Raw genomic sequence first — 15,125 nt, forward strand, 5'->3', positions numbered from 1 at the left:
AAATAAGGAAATACATGGATAAATCTAATAATCAAAAAATATTTTTATTCCTATTATGTATGATGCTTGAAATAAATATTTAATCAGTGTACTATTTCTAATAACGTTTCAAATTCATCGGAGGTCTTTATATCAAGACCGGACAAGATGCCTCGTAGCTTTGCTACTTAGTGTCTTGTCTTTTTTTAACGGAAATTGAGACTCAAACAAAAGGGGGTATCTAATGAAAGTATTAATGCCTTATATTAAGCGTTATCGAAAGGACGCATATATTGCAATTGTGTCAGTTATTGCTTTAGTTTTTGCAACGCTTTGGCAACCACGTTTATTGCAAGTAATTATGAATGCAATTTTAAAGGGAGACAAGAATGTCATTTTCCAACAAGGAATAATTTTGATTATTTTGGCTGTGATTGGAATTATAGCTGGAGTCGTCAATACTATTTATTCAGCACACGTTGCTTTGGGCGTAGCTACCGATTTGCGTGCAGATTTATACAGTAAGGTTCAAACCTTTGCCTATGCAGATGTCGAGAAGTTCTCCGCTTCTAATTTAGTGGTTAGAATGACAAATGATATTAATCAAGTGCAACAGATCGTTATGGCCGGTTTTCAACAGATAAGTCGAATTCCACTATTATTTATTGGAGCTTTTATCTTAGCGATGGTTACAATGCCGCAACAATGGTGGGTACTTATCGCAATGATGGCGATTGTACTTGGTGTCAGTTGGTATTCATACAAAAAAATGAGTAATTATTTTGCAAAAACTCAACAATATATTGAAGATGTCAATACAGTAGCTCGTGAGAATTTGATGGGGATTCGGGTGGTGAAATCTTTTGTTCAAGAACCACACGAAATTTCTAAGTTTTCAAAAGCATCTGATCGTTTGACCAAAGTTACAGCGAAGATTGGTTATAATTTTGCCATTCTGATGCCAGCATTTTTCTTAACCGCTAATATTGCTGTTGTAATAGCTATTTATATTGTGGGTCAAAATGTCACAGTTCATCCAACATATTTAGCTGCTATTACTAGTTTTATTTCTTATTTAATGCAAATTCTTTTTGCAGTAATTAATGGTGGCTTCTTAATGATCATGGCCTCAAGAGCTAATATTTCATTAGGAAGAATTGATGAGGTTATGGAAACTGATCCTAGCATGACTTATGTTAAAGGAGATTCAAAACCAGTTGCTGGTGATATTGAGTTTGATCATGTAACGTTTACTTATCCAGGAGATGATTCTCCTACATTAGAAGATGTTAGTTTCACTGTTAAAGCTGGAGAAATGATAGGTATTGTTGGTGCAACTGGTTCTGGTAAAACAACTTTGGCGCAGTTGATAGCTCGATTATATGATCCAGATGAAGGGGTTATTAAAGTTGGTGGGACAGATGTAAAACAATTATCAGAAGAATCATTACGTGAAACGGTAGCTTATGTATTACAACGTTCCACATTATTCTCAGGCACGATCTCGGCCAACTTACGTCAGGTAAAATCTGATGCCACTACTAGTCAGATGCAGTGGGCTGCAAATATTGCTCAAGCATCTGAGTTTATCGAACGCTTACCTTTGACTTATGATGCGCCAGTTGAGGAACGTTCATCGAACTTTTCTGGGGGTCAAAAACAACGATTGTCAATTACACGTGGAATTATTGCAAAACCCAAAATATTGATCTTGGATGATGCTACCTCAGCTTTGGATGCACAATCTGAAAAATTAGTTCAAGAAGCACTGGATAAAGATTTAACTGAGACAACAACTGTAGTAATTGCAGAAAAAATTTCATCAATTCTACGTGCTGATCGAATCCTGGTTTTGGATAATGGACGCATTGTTGGAAACGGTAATCATAAGGAATTGGTAGATAGTAATTCGGTATATCAGAAAATCTATCTTACACAAAAGGCACGAGAGGAGGGAATGTCGTGAGCGATTTAAAGAATGCAAGTAAGTATTATTGGCACTATTTTAAGCGATACTGGTTTGGCTTTGCTATGACGGCGATATTGATCGGTATATCTACAGCATGTATTGTTATTGCTCCGACATACCTTGGTAGAGCGGTTTCAGAGCTAACAACGTATTTGCAACATTGGAGTAATGTTGCCACTCGTTCAAGTGCTAATTTAGGTACTTTTCATAAAACGTTATTAGTTTATTTAGGATTGTATCTAGGAGATGCTGGGACTTTATTTATAGCTAGTATGATTCTAGCTAGGATCACGGCTTATTCAACTGGTACCATGCGTGTGGGTCTCTTTCGTAAGATGCAACGTATGCAAGTACAGTACTTTGATTCCCATAGTGATGGAGATATTCTAGCTCGCTATACATCTGATTTGGATAATATTTTTAATGCCTTGAACCAGGCCTTGATTGAAATCTTTCTATCTGTTGCCCAATTTATTGGTTTGCTGATTGTGATGTTTAATCAGAATACGACTATGGCTTGGGTGACAATGGCGTCAACTCCGGTAGCATTGATTATTGCTGCTGTTGTGATGAAAAAGGCCGGCGTAGCAGTTAACCATCAGCAAGATGATATTGGTCGTTTGAATGGATATATCAATGAGCAGGTTACTGCTCAAAAAGTTATCATCACAAATGGATTACAAAAAGATTCAGTTAAAGGATTTTTGAAGCATAATCAAAAAGTACGAGAATCGGCTATGTCTGGTCAAATTTGGTCAGGTGTGTTGAATCCATTGATGCAGGGAATGTCCTTGCTAAATACAGCTATTGTAATTTTCTTTGGTTCTTGGTTTGCCTTGAATGGTACATTATCAACTGGTGCAGCCTTGGCATTAGTTGTGGTCTTTGTTAACTATGCGCAGCAGTATTATCAACCAATTATGTCATTGACTAGTTTGTATGGGATGATTCAATTGGCAATTACTGGTGCTCGCCGTGTTGATGAGGTTAGGAATCAGCCTGATGAGGTTGAACCTGCTGATAGTAAAAAATTATCAGGAATTAAAAATGAATTACAAATTGATGATGTTCATTTTAGTTATTTACCAGGAAAAGAAATTTTACATGGCGTTTCTATTTCAGTTCATAAGGGAGAAATGGTGGCTTTGGTTGGTCCGACAGGATCTGGTAAAACTACTGTAATGAATCTTTTGAATCGCTTTTATGATGTTGATAGTGGTTCAATTACAATTGATGGAATGGACATCCGTGATTTTTCTTTGAAAGATTTACGTGAAAATGTTGGTATCGTATTACAAGACCCACAATTGTTCTCAGGTACGATTGCTGATAATATTCGTTTTGGAGACCCTAAAGCTAATATGGAACAAGTGATCGATTCGGCAAAGCAAGCAAATATTCATGACTTTATTACTAGTTTGCCAAATGGATATGAAACTTTTGTTTCCGATGAACAAAGCGTATTCTCTGCTGGTCAAAAACAATTGATGTCGATTGCCAGAACAATTTTGACTAATCCGCAGTTATTGATTTTAGATGAAGCAACGTCAAATGTTGATACTGTTACTGAGGCAAATATTCAGGCAGCTATGGATCGGGTGATTCAAGGAAGAACTAGTTTTGTTATTGCTCATCGATTGAAGACTATTTTGAATGCAGATAAGATTGTTGTGTTAAAAGATGGTTCAATCATTGAACAAGGTAATCATGAGGCTTTGCTTGCGGAGGATGGTTTCTATGCCGGCCTTTATCGTAATCAGATGGTTACTGATTAATAATTATTATAAAAAACTATTGATTGTAAAAAATCGGTAGTTTTTTTATTTTTCCTAAATAAGACATTTATTCTGACAATAATTGAGACTGACATAGTTTGGCCTTGAGAATATGCTAACAAAATATTTTAATTAAAAGTATTTAAATAAGAGCAACGATTTCAAGATGGGGGTCATTGTTCTTATTTTTTGCTCTGATTATTGTAAAACAATAATTAGATATTGATTAACATAAATTAATATAAGTAGTACAATATAGGTAAAGAGGGGGATTAAATATGAAAAGCTTAAATAGTTTAGTTTTAAAGGGATTATCTATTTTAACGATTATTGCTCAAACTCTGTTCACTTTAGGAGGCATCTCTGTAGTTTTTGCCGCTATTATGATGTTTATAGTTTCGGGGAATGACAAAAGCGAATTTTACAGATATGTATTAGAGCCTGGAAATCTGACAAAAGGTTCTTTAGTATTAGGTTGTATTAATGCAGTTATTATTTTTATTTGTTTAATAATAACAATGAGTTCATTAAGAAAAATAGTGAATAATATCAATCAAAGAAATTTCTTTGTACAGTCTAATTTAACAAATATAAAAATAATGTTAATTTCTATTATTATATTTACGGCTGCCAATATAATTAGTATGTTCATTTTTGCGAATGGAACTGGTAGATCAATTAGTAATATTTTTGCTAATTCTTGGTCTCAAATAGGAGTTTATGTTATATTCTTGGCGATTTTATATACAGTTTATTTAGTTTTTAAATATGGAGTAGATTTACAAAAAGATTCAAATACAGTAATTTAGGTGATTTAAATGGTTAAAGTTAATCTTGATTTAATGATGGTAAAACGTGGCATATCTTCAAAAGATTTGGCTAAAGCAATTGGAATAACGCCAGCCAATTTATCTATTCTAAAAACAGGCAAAGCTAAGGGAATAAGATTTGCTACCTTGGATAAGATTTGTGACGTATTGGATTGTCAGCCTGGTGATCTTTTGGAACATTCTGAAGGAGAAAGTATTATGAATAAGTATGGGGAAAAACAAAGTGAGATTGAGAATAGAGCTCAATTAATGGATTTATTGAGTTTGGCATATAATAATGTCAAAGATCCTAAGTTTAGTAATTTTCGAGTACAATTAGTTGAGTTTTCTAAAAGAATAAATGATAATCAAGATTATACTAAAATATTACTTGGATTAAGAACGTCTATTCTGCAAGCAGATTTATCTTTGAACATAAAGAATCGTATTTCAGGATTGCCAACTGAATATAGTGATATTTATCATTTTATTGAACCACAATTGAAAAAAATTGATTCTAATGTGTTAGAAAAATATGATCATTATGGGTTTGTTCCACTTAAATTTGGCAGCACAGTTAAGTATGATTAGTTTATATAAAACGTTAAAGGGCTATAAATTTACTCTTTGTTGAGTAAGTTTATAGTTTTTTGTTTGTTGATAATAGGTTGATTAACTATGTAAGTTAGATAATAATTCAAAACTTCAACAATGGTATAATAATAATCGCGTTTATAATTCAAGTAAAAAATATCAATAATTGGAGGCCCGTATGGCAACGAAGCAAGAAGAAAGTAACATGGTCGATTTGGCTCAACCAGTTCACCAGCAGTTGAATCAATATCGAGTACAACAGATACAGGCCGTATTGACTTTATTAGACGAGGGCAATACTGTGCCTTTTATTGCACGTTATCGAAAAGAACGAACAGGAACACTTGATGAGGTTGCCATTCGTGATATTGAAGACGAAGCAAATCGTCTAATGAAACTTAACCAACGTCGAAATGATGTTCTAAAGTTGATTCAGGAACAAGATAAATTGACGCCCGATTTAAAAAAGAAACTAGAACAAGCAACCGTATTGCAACAAGTTGAAGATTTATATCTTCCTTATAAGCAAAAACGTCGGACTAAAGCTACTATTGCGCGTGAAGCAGGCTTAGAACCATTGGCAAAGTGGTTGCTAACCTTTCCCGAACGTGGACTTGATGCTAAGGCAAAAAGTTTTATTTCTGAAGATAAGGATTTGCCAGATTTAGACTCAGTTTGGGCTGGTGTTAATGAAATCTTGGCCGAAGATATCAGTGATCGAGCAGATTTTCGGGAATGGATTCGTGGTTATACTTGGCAGAATGGAGAATTAACTAGCAAAGTTAAGCGTGGCGCCAAAGAAAAAGATGAACAACAAGTTTATGAAACTTATTATGATTTTCAACAGACGTTAAAGAAATTACCACCATATCGTATTTTAGCTATCAATCGTGGTGAAAAAGAAAAGATTCTAACGGTTGGAATTAATGTAGATTCAGACGCTATTTTGCGTTTTGGTCATTCTCGATTGGTTCATCAACACCATGGGTCAGCGGCGGATAAAGTAGATGAATCATTTGCCGATGCATACAAGCGGTTTTTAGGACCAGCAATTGAGCGTGAACTTCGTCGTCAACTATCAGATCAAGCAAATGCCCATGCTATTCAAGTGTTTGGTAATAACTTGTATCATCTTTTAATGCAAGCACCTTTGAAGGGGAAGGTAGTGATGGGATTTGATCCAGCCTATCGAACTGGATGCAAGTTGGCTATTATGGATGCAAATGGTCGTTTTTTGGCAAAACAAGTTATTTATCCACATAAGCCGGCAAGTAGTAAACAGCGAGCAGAAGCGGGTCCTGAATTTAAACAATTATTAGAAAAATATCATGTTCAAATGATTGCCATTGGTAATGGAACTGCTAGTCGTGAGTCTGAAGAATTTGTCAGTGAAATTTTAAAGACAATGGACCATCCTGTTTATTATGTAATTGTGAATGAAGCAGGAGCGTCCGTTTATTCGGCCAGCGCTAATGCTCGTAAAGAGTTCGCTGATTTGCATGTCGAAGAACGATCAGCTATTAGTATTGGCCGTCGTTTGCAAGATCCATTAGCTGAATTGATTAAAGTTGATCCTAAGGCTATTGGTGTAGGTCAATATCAACATGATGTTCCTGAGAAAGAATTAGATGAGCAATTGGACCGAGTTGTTGAAACAGCGGTTAATCAAGTAGGTGTTAATTTAAATACTGCCAGTCCGGAATTGTTGACTCATATTTCAGGATTGACTACTACAACTGCTAAAAATATTGTGACGTTTAGAAATGAAAATGGGTCTTTCTCTAAACGGCAAGATCTTAAGTCTGTTCCTCGATTAGGACCAAAAGCATATCAACAATCAGTCGGTTTCTTAAGAATCATTGCTGGTAGTGATCCACTTGATAATACAGACATACATCCAGAGAGCTATCCAGTTACTCGAAGATTATTGACTGACATTGGTGAAACAACAGATGTTATTGGTAAACCTGAACTTCAACAGAAATTAAACAAGTTAGATAAAGATAAATGGGCTAAGCAGTTAGATATCGGTGAATCAACTTTGACTGATATTATTGCTGGTTTAAGTAAACCTGGTCGTGATTTACGTGATAATATGCCGGCGCCATTGTTGCGTCAGGATGTTTTAACTATGGCTGATTTGAAGCCTGGAATGGAGCTGCAAGGTACCGTTAGAAATGTTATTGATTTTGGTGCATTCGTTGATATTGGTGTTAAGCAGGATGGATTGGTTCATATATCACAGTTAACTGATCATTTTGTTAGTGATCCTAGTACTGTTGTGACGATTGGTGATATTGTTACTGTTTGGGTGCTTAGCGTTGATGAGAATCGGAATCGAATTCAACTGACTATGCGGAAAAATAGAGAATAAAATTATCAATCTTTATCATGTTTTGAAGGGATTTAAGAAGCAGAGTATTTAATAAATGGTTAGATAACTAAGAATCCATGAATTAAGATTTTAAAATCTTAATTCATGGATTCTTTTTAGTTGGAATTATCTTTGTCTGTCATATGCCCAAACTGTTAATGGAGCAAAAATTAATATGATCCCGACACCAAACAACAAGACTATCCATGCGGTATTTGGAAAAGTTCCAGTTGCTAAAATTTGTCGAATAGCGGTGATCACATAAGTTATCGGATTGAGATTAGCAATCACTTGCAGGATTCTTGGTAGTGTATGGATGGGGATGAAAGCATTTGACAGGAACGATAACAATAACATTGTCATCAAAGAAATACTTTCGACCATAGTAGCACTCTTTGCCAGTAATCCAATTAGTGCGTAGATCCATGAAATGGCCCAGCCAATAAAGATAGCAAGTAAAGTAATGACGATGATCCATCCGAAGTTGACGTTAGGACGCCAGCCCATGAAATAGCCTGTCGTAAGTGAAGCTATGGTAGCAGTAATTAATCTTAAAATATCCGCTAATAACTGTCCGGCTAATGGAGCGACATGTGCAATTGGTAATGATTTAAATCTATCAAAAATTCCCGTTTCCATATCTTCTCTAATCTGCGTACCAGAACCAGAGGCGGCTGAGAGAATGGTTTGCACTAGAATTCCGGGAACAATTATTGGGAGGTAAGCATGAACTCCGCCAGAAATGGCTCCTCCGAATAAGTAACCAAATAGAATCATAAATACAATTGGTTGAATCAGAACATCCATAAGTTGATCAGGATTGTGAAAAGTTTTTAATAAATTACGATATGTCATAGTAATGATATTTTGTATTACATTGACACTATTTTTTTTGATTTCCATAATAAATTGCTTCCTTTTTTAATTTTTACCTACGGTCAATGCCATGAATGCATCATCTAAAGAAGGTTCCTGAATGATTAAATCGGAAATATTTATTTTAGAATTCTTTAATTGAAATAATCCTTTGATTGCTTGTTCAGAGTTTTTAAACTTCACAATGATTGTGTTATTAATGATTTGGGGTTTGGAATTTAATTCAATCTGAAGAATTTCTGCTGCTTGATGAATGCTGTTATCATCAAGGACTTTTAGAGACAATGTTGATTCACCAGTATCATGTTTCAATTGATCAGGAGTACCAATCTTAATCAATTTTCCATGATCGATTACGGCGACCCGATTGGCTAGTTTATCAGCTTCTTCAAGATACTGCGTTGTCAGGAAAATCGTTGAACCTTGTTTAACCAAACTTCTGATTGTGTCCCACATTTGAGAACGAGTCCGTGGATCTAATCCCGTTGTGGGTTCGTCCAAGAATATAAGAGCAGGGCGAGTAATTAAGCTAATAGCTAAATCAAGTCTGCGACGCATTCCGCCAGAGAATTCTTTAATTGATTTATCGGCACTGTTTTCAAGTGAAAATTCTTTTAATAATTCATCTGTGCGTGCTAAGGATGATTTCTTTGAAAACCCGTTCAATCTGGAAAATATCATTAGATTTTCTTTTGCCGAAAGATCTTCATCTACTGAAGCGTATTGACCCGTCACGCCAAAGGTTGATCGGGCTAGTTTGTCATCTTTTTCAATATCATGACCAAAAACGGTTACGGTACCATCCGTCGGTTTTAATAAGGTGGTTATCATTCGAAGAAGAGTGGTTTTCCCGGCACCATTTGGTCCAAGTAACCCAAAGATTTCTCCCTCTTTAACCGTGAATGACACATTATCAACGGCCTTTTGATTGGTGAATGTTTTGGATAAATGATCTACTTTAATAGCAATATTATCGTTCATTTTTATTACCCTCTTTTGTAAAAAAGTAATCAGGTGTACCTGACAAAATATATTGTAAGGTGCACCTGATTAAAAAGCAAGAACTTTATCAGGTGTACCTGAATTAAATCTTGAGAACGAGTATAATAAAAAATGGAGGTTGTGAAATTATGACAGATTTAATTAATCAAGGGAAAACTGCAGGTAAATTAGTTGAATTTGGTATGTTACAGAATATCGCTGAAGATGATGTGCAACATAAAAATGATTATAAAACCTTATTTCAAGGTCAAGGGAAAATATTATTGGCATTATCTGACAATGATGATTTGTCACAGAGGGATTTAGCCGAGAGACTTAATATGACGCCTCAGTCATTAGCTGAGTTTGTTCGTAAACTTGAAAAAAGAGGATTTGTTTCAAGAAGAAAATCTACAAATGATAAGCGTGTTATTATCGTTAGTTTGACTGAAGAGGGACGTTTGGAAACTCAAAGGAGAACGCAAATAATTCCAAAGTATTTAAGGGTTTTAAATGACGAGGAATTACAGCAATTTAATAATATTTTGGATAAAATAAATGGACAAATGTATCTTGATATCAAGGATGCCGATCCGACATTGCATAACAAATATCATCAGCTTATGTTGAATCATGTGTTGACGAAGATTCGTACGGATAGCAAGGATCAATAATTTTAATTTGTTGAAATATATAATTTACAAAAACGAAAAATAATACCCAAAGATTGTTGGTGTATATCTAACAATCTTTGGGTATTATTTGATTCTTTAAAGTATTTATCAATAAATTATTTGGTAGCCAATGTATAAACAATCAACATTGGGGTCACTTTGTAGATTCTATTGAGTAATAAATGATAGTAGGATAGACACAATAGAAAAGCTTAATAAAGAGGTAATTACTAACGAAATTATTTATAGCCGGTGGTACAGGGTTTGTTGGAAGTGCCGTTGTGAAAGAGTTAATAGATAATGGAATCAATGTTTTAGGATTAGCTCGTTCAAAATCGAGTGCTGGGAAATTAATTAGCTGGGGTGCTCAACCTATATATGGTAGCTTGACTGATTTGGAAGTATTGTCTAAAGCTGCCGCTCAATCGGATGCCACAATACATCTTGGATTTAACAATGATTTTCATCATTTTATAAAGTCTGGAAAAGTGGATCAAGAAGCAATTCAGACTATGGGTCAAGCGATTGAAGGAACTAAAAAGCCACTGGTTATTACTTATGGAACTACGGGAATTAGAAATTATACACAAACTGAACATATGGTATCAAATAAAGGATTGTCCAAATTGGTAAGCCCTAGGAAATCTGAAATTGTGGCTCGACAATTAATCAATCAGGGTACAAATGCTTTTGTCGTTCGTTTACCGCCAGCTGTTCACGGAAAAGGCGATAGAGGTTTTACCAAGATGATGATTGATAGAGCAAAAGAGATACATAGAGCTGAATATCTGGGAATTGGTCAACACAATTGGAGTGCAGTACACCGGTTAGACGCTGCTCATTTATTTTATTTGGCAACTATGTACGGTTTTGAAAATCCACTGACTGATGAACGTATCTTCAATGCTGTTGGTGATGAATCAATTGCCATGGCCGATATTGCAGGTACTATTGGTAAAAAGTTAAATGTTCCTCTCAAATTGAGATATAATCCTGTTAGTCTTGGGAATACGGCATTTCTTAATTTAATGAATTGTTCAGCATCAAGCACGATTACGCAAAGAACATTGGGATGGAGTCCAAAACAATCAGGTTTGTTAGCAGATATAAGTAGTTCGGCGTATTGAAATATCTATGTCTATTATCAGACCGTAGAATGTATTTCTTTTACTTTAAAAGCAACAGGAAAGATTGTTAGTCATAAGGCCAGCAATCTTTTTTTAACCCAACTAATAATGTGTCTTTGCAATTGCCTAAAAAGAAATGAATTCTATATTTAAAACTTATGTTAAATTATGCAATACTTCAATTGTCTGATCAGTCATGGTTTCAGGTGATTCTTTACATCCAGTGGCAATCCAAAAAATAATGATATTGAAAAATCCATAGAAGGCAAAATGTACTCCAATCTGTTTTTGTAGAGGAGTTTTCCATTCACGCCAGGTTTGAGTATCATTAAGTTTTTCGGCAAATTCGATAGTGAACTTGTCGGTTATATAACTGGTTAAATGTGCTGCAATCATGATACTTAGATATTCGTGATTGTTTTCAAAATAATTAAAACAAAACATTAACAAGTCATGTAAGTTGGTAATATTTGATTGTCTGAATTTAGAGTAATAATCTTCCGTTAAATCATTCAAAGTATCATCTAAAACCGCCTTTTTTGAATCATAATTTCGATAAAAGGTTGGTCGTGATATCTCTGCCGTAAGAACTATTTGTTTAATGGTTATGTCTTCAAAAGAGTAATTCTTAAGTAGTTGCATCAAGGCATCCTTTATCCAAGTTCTCGTTTGTTTTTGCATACGTGTTACATTTTTATTAGTTTTGTCTCTATTCATTACATTTACCTCAAATTTATAAAAAGTAGGGTTGTTAAGTATCTTTAGTTCTTTAAATATTCAATACTAACTGTGTTGATACAAGTGTATCAGTAAGACATACTTGTATCAAAAAATAAAATTGAATATTTCAGAGGTGAAAATGATAATGACTTTGAAAAAAAGATTAATTATTTTAGCAATGTCGATAACTGGTTTTTTGGTTATTTTAGATACAAATATTATGAATATTACAATTCCCGAAATTCAATCAAGTTTACATGTGTCTTTGACTAATTTATCATGGGCAATTAATATCTACACGATTCTGTTTGCAGCATTTTTAATTCCATTTGGCAGGATTGGAGATATATTTGGACATACTAAATTATTGAATATTGCATTACTGATATTTGGTTTAGGTTCAATCGTCAGTGGTACTTCAACAACATTAAATAATTTATTGATTGGAAGATCTATACAAAGTATTGGTGCAGCAATAATGTTGCCATCTGGAATGATATTGGGATTTCACCAGGTAAACAAGGAACAACGTCCCAAAATTATTGCCATTTTGGCAGCAACACAAGCACTGGGAGCAGCACTTGGACCAACGATAGGTGGATTTGTTTCGCAGTATTTCGGTTGGCATTGGGTTTTTCTCATAAATGTTCCCATAGTTGCAATTGTTTTAATGATTACTTTAATGACTTTATCAATGAAAGATGAATCAACTAAACAAATAAAAATTGACCTATTAGGTTCTATTATTATCGCAATCACATTAATACTTTTAACTTTGGCACTTGTTGAGGGTAGAAATTGGGGTTGGAGTTCATTAGGAACTATCAGTTGTTTAGTATCATCATTGGCTTTATTTATTATTTTTGTAATACATGAGAAAACAACAGATGACCCGTTGGTTCCATTGAATCTATTCAGACAACGTAATTATATTGGAGCGAATGTAGCGCTATTGATTGCATTTATTGTAATGTCTAGTTTCATTGGAATTATTCCAACCTTTTTGACAAAAGTCATGGATACTTCGGAACTACATGCTGCATTGTTAATAACACCAATGTCAGTAACCTTGCTAATAGCTACACCTGTTGCGACAAGATTGATTGGAAAAATCAGTAATCGGATTTTAATAGGTTTTGGAATCATAATGCTTATAACTTCAGTATTTTTATTGAACCAGTTGAATGTTGAGTCCAATTGGGATCAATTGTACTTAATTGATGTGTTATTGGGCTTAGGTATTGGATTTGTCGCTGGGCCTGCAATGTCAATTGCAGTAAAAAATCTTGATGGATCAAGATTGACAGCCGGGCAGAATGTTTTGAATGTTGTTCGCAATATTGGAGTTATTGTCGGAATCGCTTTGTTCTTGTCATTATTGGATGGAAACATTAATGCTGCGAAGAAAGATACTTATAATTATTCAGTTGGTGAAATACAAAAATCAGAATTACCAGGAAGTTTACAAAATAAATTCATTGCCAAGATACATTCTAGAATGAACTCTAATCAAATTAATAATAACAATGGATCAAATAACTTTAAGACAACTCCACAAATCAGTAAGCGTCAGACAGATCAGATGGTAGAAAAGGCTTCTGATCAGATCATTAAAGAGAAGAATCAAGTATTGAAATTACAATTGCCAATTGCTGTACAACAGAAAATTCATGAACAAGTTAAAACAAAAGTACAACGTAAAGTAATAACTACGAATACGACATTGAGAAAATTGACAAGAAATATTAGATCATATCTCCACAACCACTTAACGAATGCATTTCTTAATTTGTATAAATTTGAGTTGCCATTTGTTTTAGCAAGTATTTTTTCGATCATGATCTTTGAGCGTAAGAATAATTGAAGAGATTAAAGATATTTTGTTCAGAGTCAAAAAAACTACTAGCCTTTTTTAGGTTAGTAGTTTTTGTAATATACAGGTACACATAAAAAGTATAGAAGTAATAAATTACGGACAATGGGATTTATACTTCGACCCTTGACGAAATGGGTTCTCTTATTAGAGTCAGGATTATCATTTTAACAATAATAACAATATTATGACTGTGTGTTGTTTTTATGAGTTCTAATTGAATAAATTAAATATATGATGCTGATAATTACAATTATACTTAATATGTATATGTTCCATGGACTAGGTATTAAAATAGAAAATCCCATTGACGGAACTCTAACAATTATAACTATCAATAATGTACCAATAACAAATAATAGTCCACTCAATAAATAAAAAATACTTTGATGCCTTTGATAAACTGAATAGTGGAGCAATTTTATAAATAGAAAGGTCATTCCAATCTCAATTAGAGGAACTAAAATAAATGCTAAGGAATTTAGCTGCATTCCGTGAGAATCATTTTGTCCACTGAGTAATAGACAAAACCAACTGATACCAATGATTAAACTAATAAATGAACCTTGGTCCCGTAGCCTTGGATGTGGTAATTCACTCAAAATCTCATGTGCCATCGTTTTAGGGTTGTTTCCGAAGAAAGATTCAGCATTAATGTTGTCCTCATTTGCATCCAATAAATCTTGAATCATGCTTAATAATTGCGAGTAAATAACTTCCTCATTGAAGAATAAATTTTTAGTAGTCATGTATACTTGTAAATCATCAAAATATTTTAAGTCGATTGGATTGAGCTTCTGTTTCAAGTGATTTATTTCATTAAGATAATGTTTTGATTTATTCAAATGTATCTACCTTCTTCATAATTTGATTGACGTTCGAGCTTAAATTGGCCCACTGAAGTTTAAATTCCTGCAGAGATGAAACTCCCTGAGCAGTGATTGAATAATACTTTCGGTTGGGCCCATTTGGAGATGATTTAACGATACTCTGCAAATCACCATTCTTTTCAAGTTTTACTAATAAGGGATATAGAGTGCCACCAACGATACTTTCAAAGCCATTTTTCTTAAGTGCGTCGATCAGTTCATAGCCATAAACCTCCTTTTGAATAATGATACCGAGAACACAGCCCTCAAGAACACCCTTAATTAATTGTGTTTGTTTCATATAGTCACTTCCAACTAAGTTGTTTTACTACATAGATAGAATAACAAATGCTCACTAAGTTGTAAAGCAACTTAGTGAGCATTTGTTATTGATTAGACTAGATATTTATCGGTGAAATTATAATGTTGATAACTTCATTTAACTTCCAATATCGAGGAGGGTAATGTTCGTACCTTCGTCGCAAGCGACTACCACGTATCCGCG

Annotated in this window: 12 protein-coding genes and 1 pseudogene; 8 read left to right on the top strand and 5 right to left on the bottom strand. The window is 34.1% G+C overall.

The genetic code is table 11. The features are described from left to right. Positions 1–223 precede the first annotated feature (223 nt). The 5 genes and pseudogenes from CBP76_RS07815 to CBP76_RS07835 all read left to right on the top strand — a co-directional run bounded on the left by CBP76_RS07815 (position 224) and on the right by CBP76_RS07835 (position 7,500). A complete protein-coding gene (locus tag CBP76_RS07815) occupies positions 224–1,945 on the top strand; it encodes an ABC transporter ATP-binding protein (protein WP_102196345.1) in 1,722 nt (573 codons plus the stop codon). Further along, complete coding sequence (locus CBP76_RS07820; protein WP_102196346.1) at positions 1,942–3,723, top strand: ABC transporter ATP-binding protein; 1,782 nt, start codon at positions 1,942–1,944, stop codon at positions 3,721–3,723. The genes CBP76_RS07815 and CBP76_RS07820 overlap by 4 nt, the downstream gene beginning before the upstream one ends. A 278-nt stretch (positions 3,724–4,001) precedes the next feature. Continuing rightward, on the top strand, positions 4,002–4,532 hold the full coding sequence (locus CBP76_RS07825) for a DUF2975 domain-containing protein (protein WP_102196347.1): 531 nt from the start codon (positions 4,002–4,004) through the stop codon (positions 4,530–4,532). 9 nt (positions 4,533–4,541) lie between these two features. Further along, positions 4,542–4,745 (top strand): annotated as a pseudogene (locus CBP76_RS13345) (helix-turn-helix domain-containing protein); the annotation flags it as partial. Positions 4,746–5,304: 559 nt separating this feature from the next. After that, entirely contained in the window at positions 5,305–7,500 is a 2,196-nt protein-coding gene (locus tag CBP76_RS07835) for a Tex family protein (RefSeq protein WP_102196349.1), read from the top strand. A 126-nt stretch (positions 7,501–7,626) separates the two neighbouring features. On the opposite strand, the gene CBP76_RS07840 is transcribed toward CBP76_RS07835, so the two are convergent. Then, on the bottom strand, positions 7,627–8,403 hold the full coding sequence (locus tag CBP76_RS07840) for an ABC transporter permease (protein WP_102196350.1): 777 nt from the start codon (positions 8,401–8,403) through the stop codon (positions 7,627–7,629). Positions 8,404–8,421: 18 nt separating this feature from the next. After that, positions 8,422–9,357 carry an ATP-binding cassette domain-containing protein gene (locus CBP76_RS07845; protein ID WP_102196351.1) on the bottom strand — a complete coding sequence of 312 codons (936 nt, stop codon included), beginning with the start codon at positions 9,355–9,357 and terminating at the stop codon, positions 8,422–8,424. Positions 9,358–9,506: 149 nt separating this feature from the next. Between CBP76_RS07845 and CBP76_RS07850 the strand changes: the two genes are divergently transcribed. After that, positions 9,507–10,031: a MarR family winged helix-turn-helix transcriptional regulator gene (locus tag CBP76_RS07850; RefSeq protein WP_102196352.1), complete on the top strand. Its 525-nt coding sequence runs from the start codon at positions 9,507–9,509 to the stop codon at positions 10,029–10,031. Between the two features lie 245 nt (positions 10,032–10,276). Further along, the gene (locus CBP76_RS07855; protein WP_102196353.1) at positions 10,277–11,158 is read left to right on the top strand and encodes an SDR family oxidoreductase; all 882 of its coding nucleotides are present in this window, start codon (positions 10,277–10,279) and stop codon (positions 11,156–11,158) included. Positions 11,159–11,314: 156 nt separating this feature from the next. On the opposite strand, the gene CBP76_RS07860 is transcribed toward CBP76_RS07855, so the two are convergent. Beyond that, the gene (locus CBP76_RS07860) at positions 11,315–11,875 is read right to left on the bottom strand and encodes a TetR/AcrR family transcriptional regulator (protein ID WP_102196354.1); all 561 of its coding nucleotides are present in this window, start codon (positions 11,873–11,875) and stop codon (positions 11,315–11,317) included. 148 nt (positions 11,876–12,023) lie between these two features. Between CBP76_RS07860 and CBP76_RS07865 the strand changes: the two genes are divergently transcribed. Further along, positions 12,024–13,742: an MFS transporter gene (locus CBP76_RS07865; RefSeq protein WP_166667225.1), complete on the top strand. Its 1,719-nt coding sequence runs from the start codon at positions 12,024–12,026 to the stop codon at positions 13,740–13,742. A gap of 194 nt (positions 13,743–13,936) precedes the next feature. Here the strand turns inward: CBP76_RS07865 and CBP76_RS07870 are convergent, their stop codons facing one another. Both CBP76_RS07870 and CBP76_RS07875 read right to left on the bottom strand, forming a co-directional pair. Beyond that, positions 13,937–14,596, bottom strand: a complete 660-nt coding sequence (locus CBP76_RS07870; RefSeq protein WP_102196356.1) for a DUF1129 domain-containing protein — start codon at positions 14,594–14,596, stop codon at positions 13,937–13,939. Next, positions 14,589–14,921 (bottom strand): PadR family transcriptional regulator, encoded by a 333-nt coding sequence (locus CBP76_RS07875; protein WP_102196357.1) that lies wholly within the window; start codon positions 14,919–14,921, stop codon positions 14,589–14,591. Before CBP76_RS07875 ends, CBP76_RS07870 begins: the two co-directional genes overlap by 8 nt. Between the last annotated feature and the right edge of the window lie 204 nt (positions 14,922–15,125).

Origin of the sequence: Companilactobacillus nuruki (assembly GCF_002872255.1) — a bacterium.
Lineage (GTDB): Bacteria > Bacillota > Bacilli > Lactobacillales > Lactobacillaceae > Companilactobacillus > Companilactobacillus nuruki.

What these genes read in the sequence shown, in the direction of transcription:
- CBP76_RS07815 (WP_102196345.1), top strand. Translation starts at nt 224, where the DNA reads ATGAAAGTATTAATGCCTTATATTAAGCGTTATCGAAAGGACGCATAT.
- CBP76_RS07825 (WP_102196347.1), top strand. Translation starts at nt 4,002, where the DNA reads ATGAAAAGCTTAAATAGTTTAGTTTTAAAGGGATTATCTATTTTAACG.
- CBP76_RS07835 (WP_102196349.1), top strand. Translation starts at nt 5,305, where the DNA reads ATGGCAACGAAGCAAGAAGAAAGTAACATGGTCGATTTGGCTCAACCA.
- CBP76_RS07840 (WP_102196350.1), bottom strand. Translation starts at nt 8,403, where the DNA reads ATGGAAATCAAAAAAAATAGTGTCAATGTAATACAAAATATCATTACT.
- CBP76_RS07845 (WP_102196351.1), bottom strand. Translation starts at nt 9,357, where the DNA reads ATGAACGATAATATTGCTATTAAAGTAGATCATTTATCCAAAACATTC.
- CBP76_RS07850 (WP_102196352.1), top strand. Translation starts at nt 9,507, where the DNA reads ATGACAGATTTAATTAATCAAGGGAAAACTGCAGGTAAATTAGTTGAA.
- CBP76_RS07860 (WP_102196354.1), bottom strand. Translation starts at nt 11,875, where the DNA reads ATGAATAGAGACAAAACTAATAAAAATGTAACACGTATGCAAAAACAA.
- CBP76_RS07865 (WP_166667225.1), top strand. Translation starts at nt 12,024, where the DNA reads ATGACTTTGAAAAAAAGATTAATTATTTTAGCAATGTCGATAACTGGT.
- CBP76_RS07875 (WP_102196357.1), bottom strand. Translation starts at nt 14,921, where the DNA reads ATGAAACAAACACAATTAATTAAGGGTGTTCTTGAGGGCTGTGTTCTC.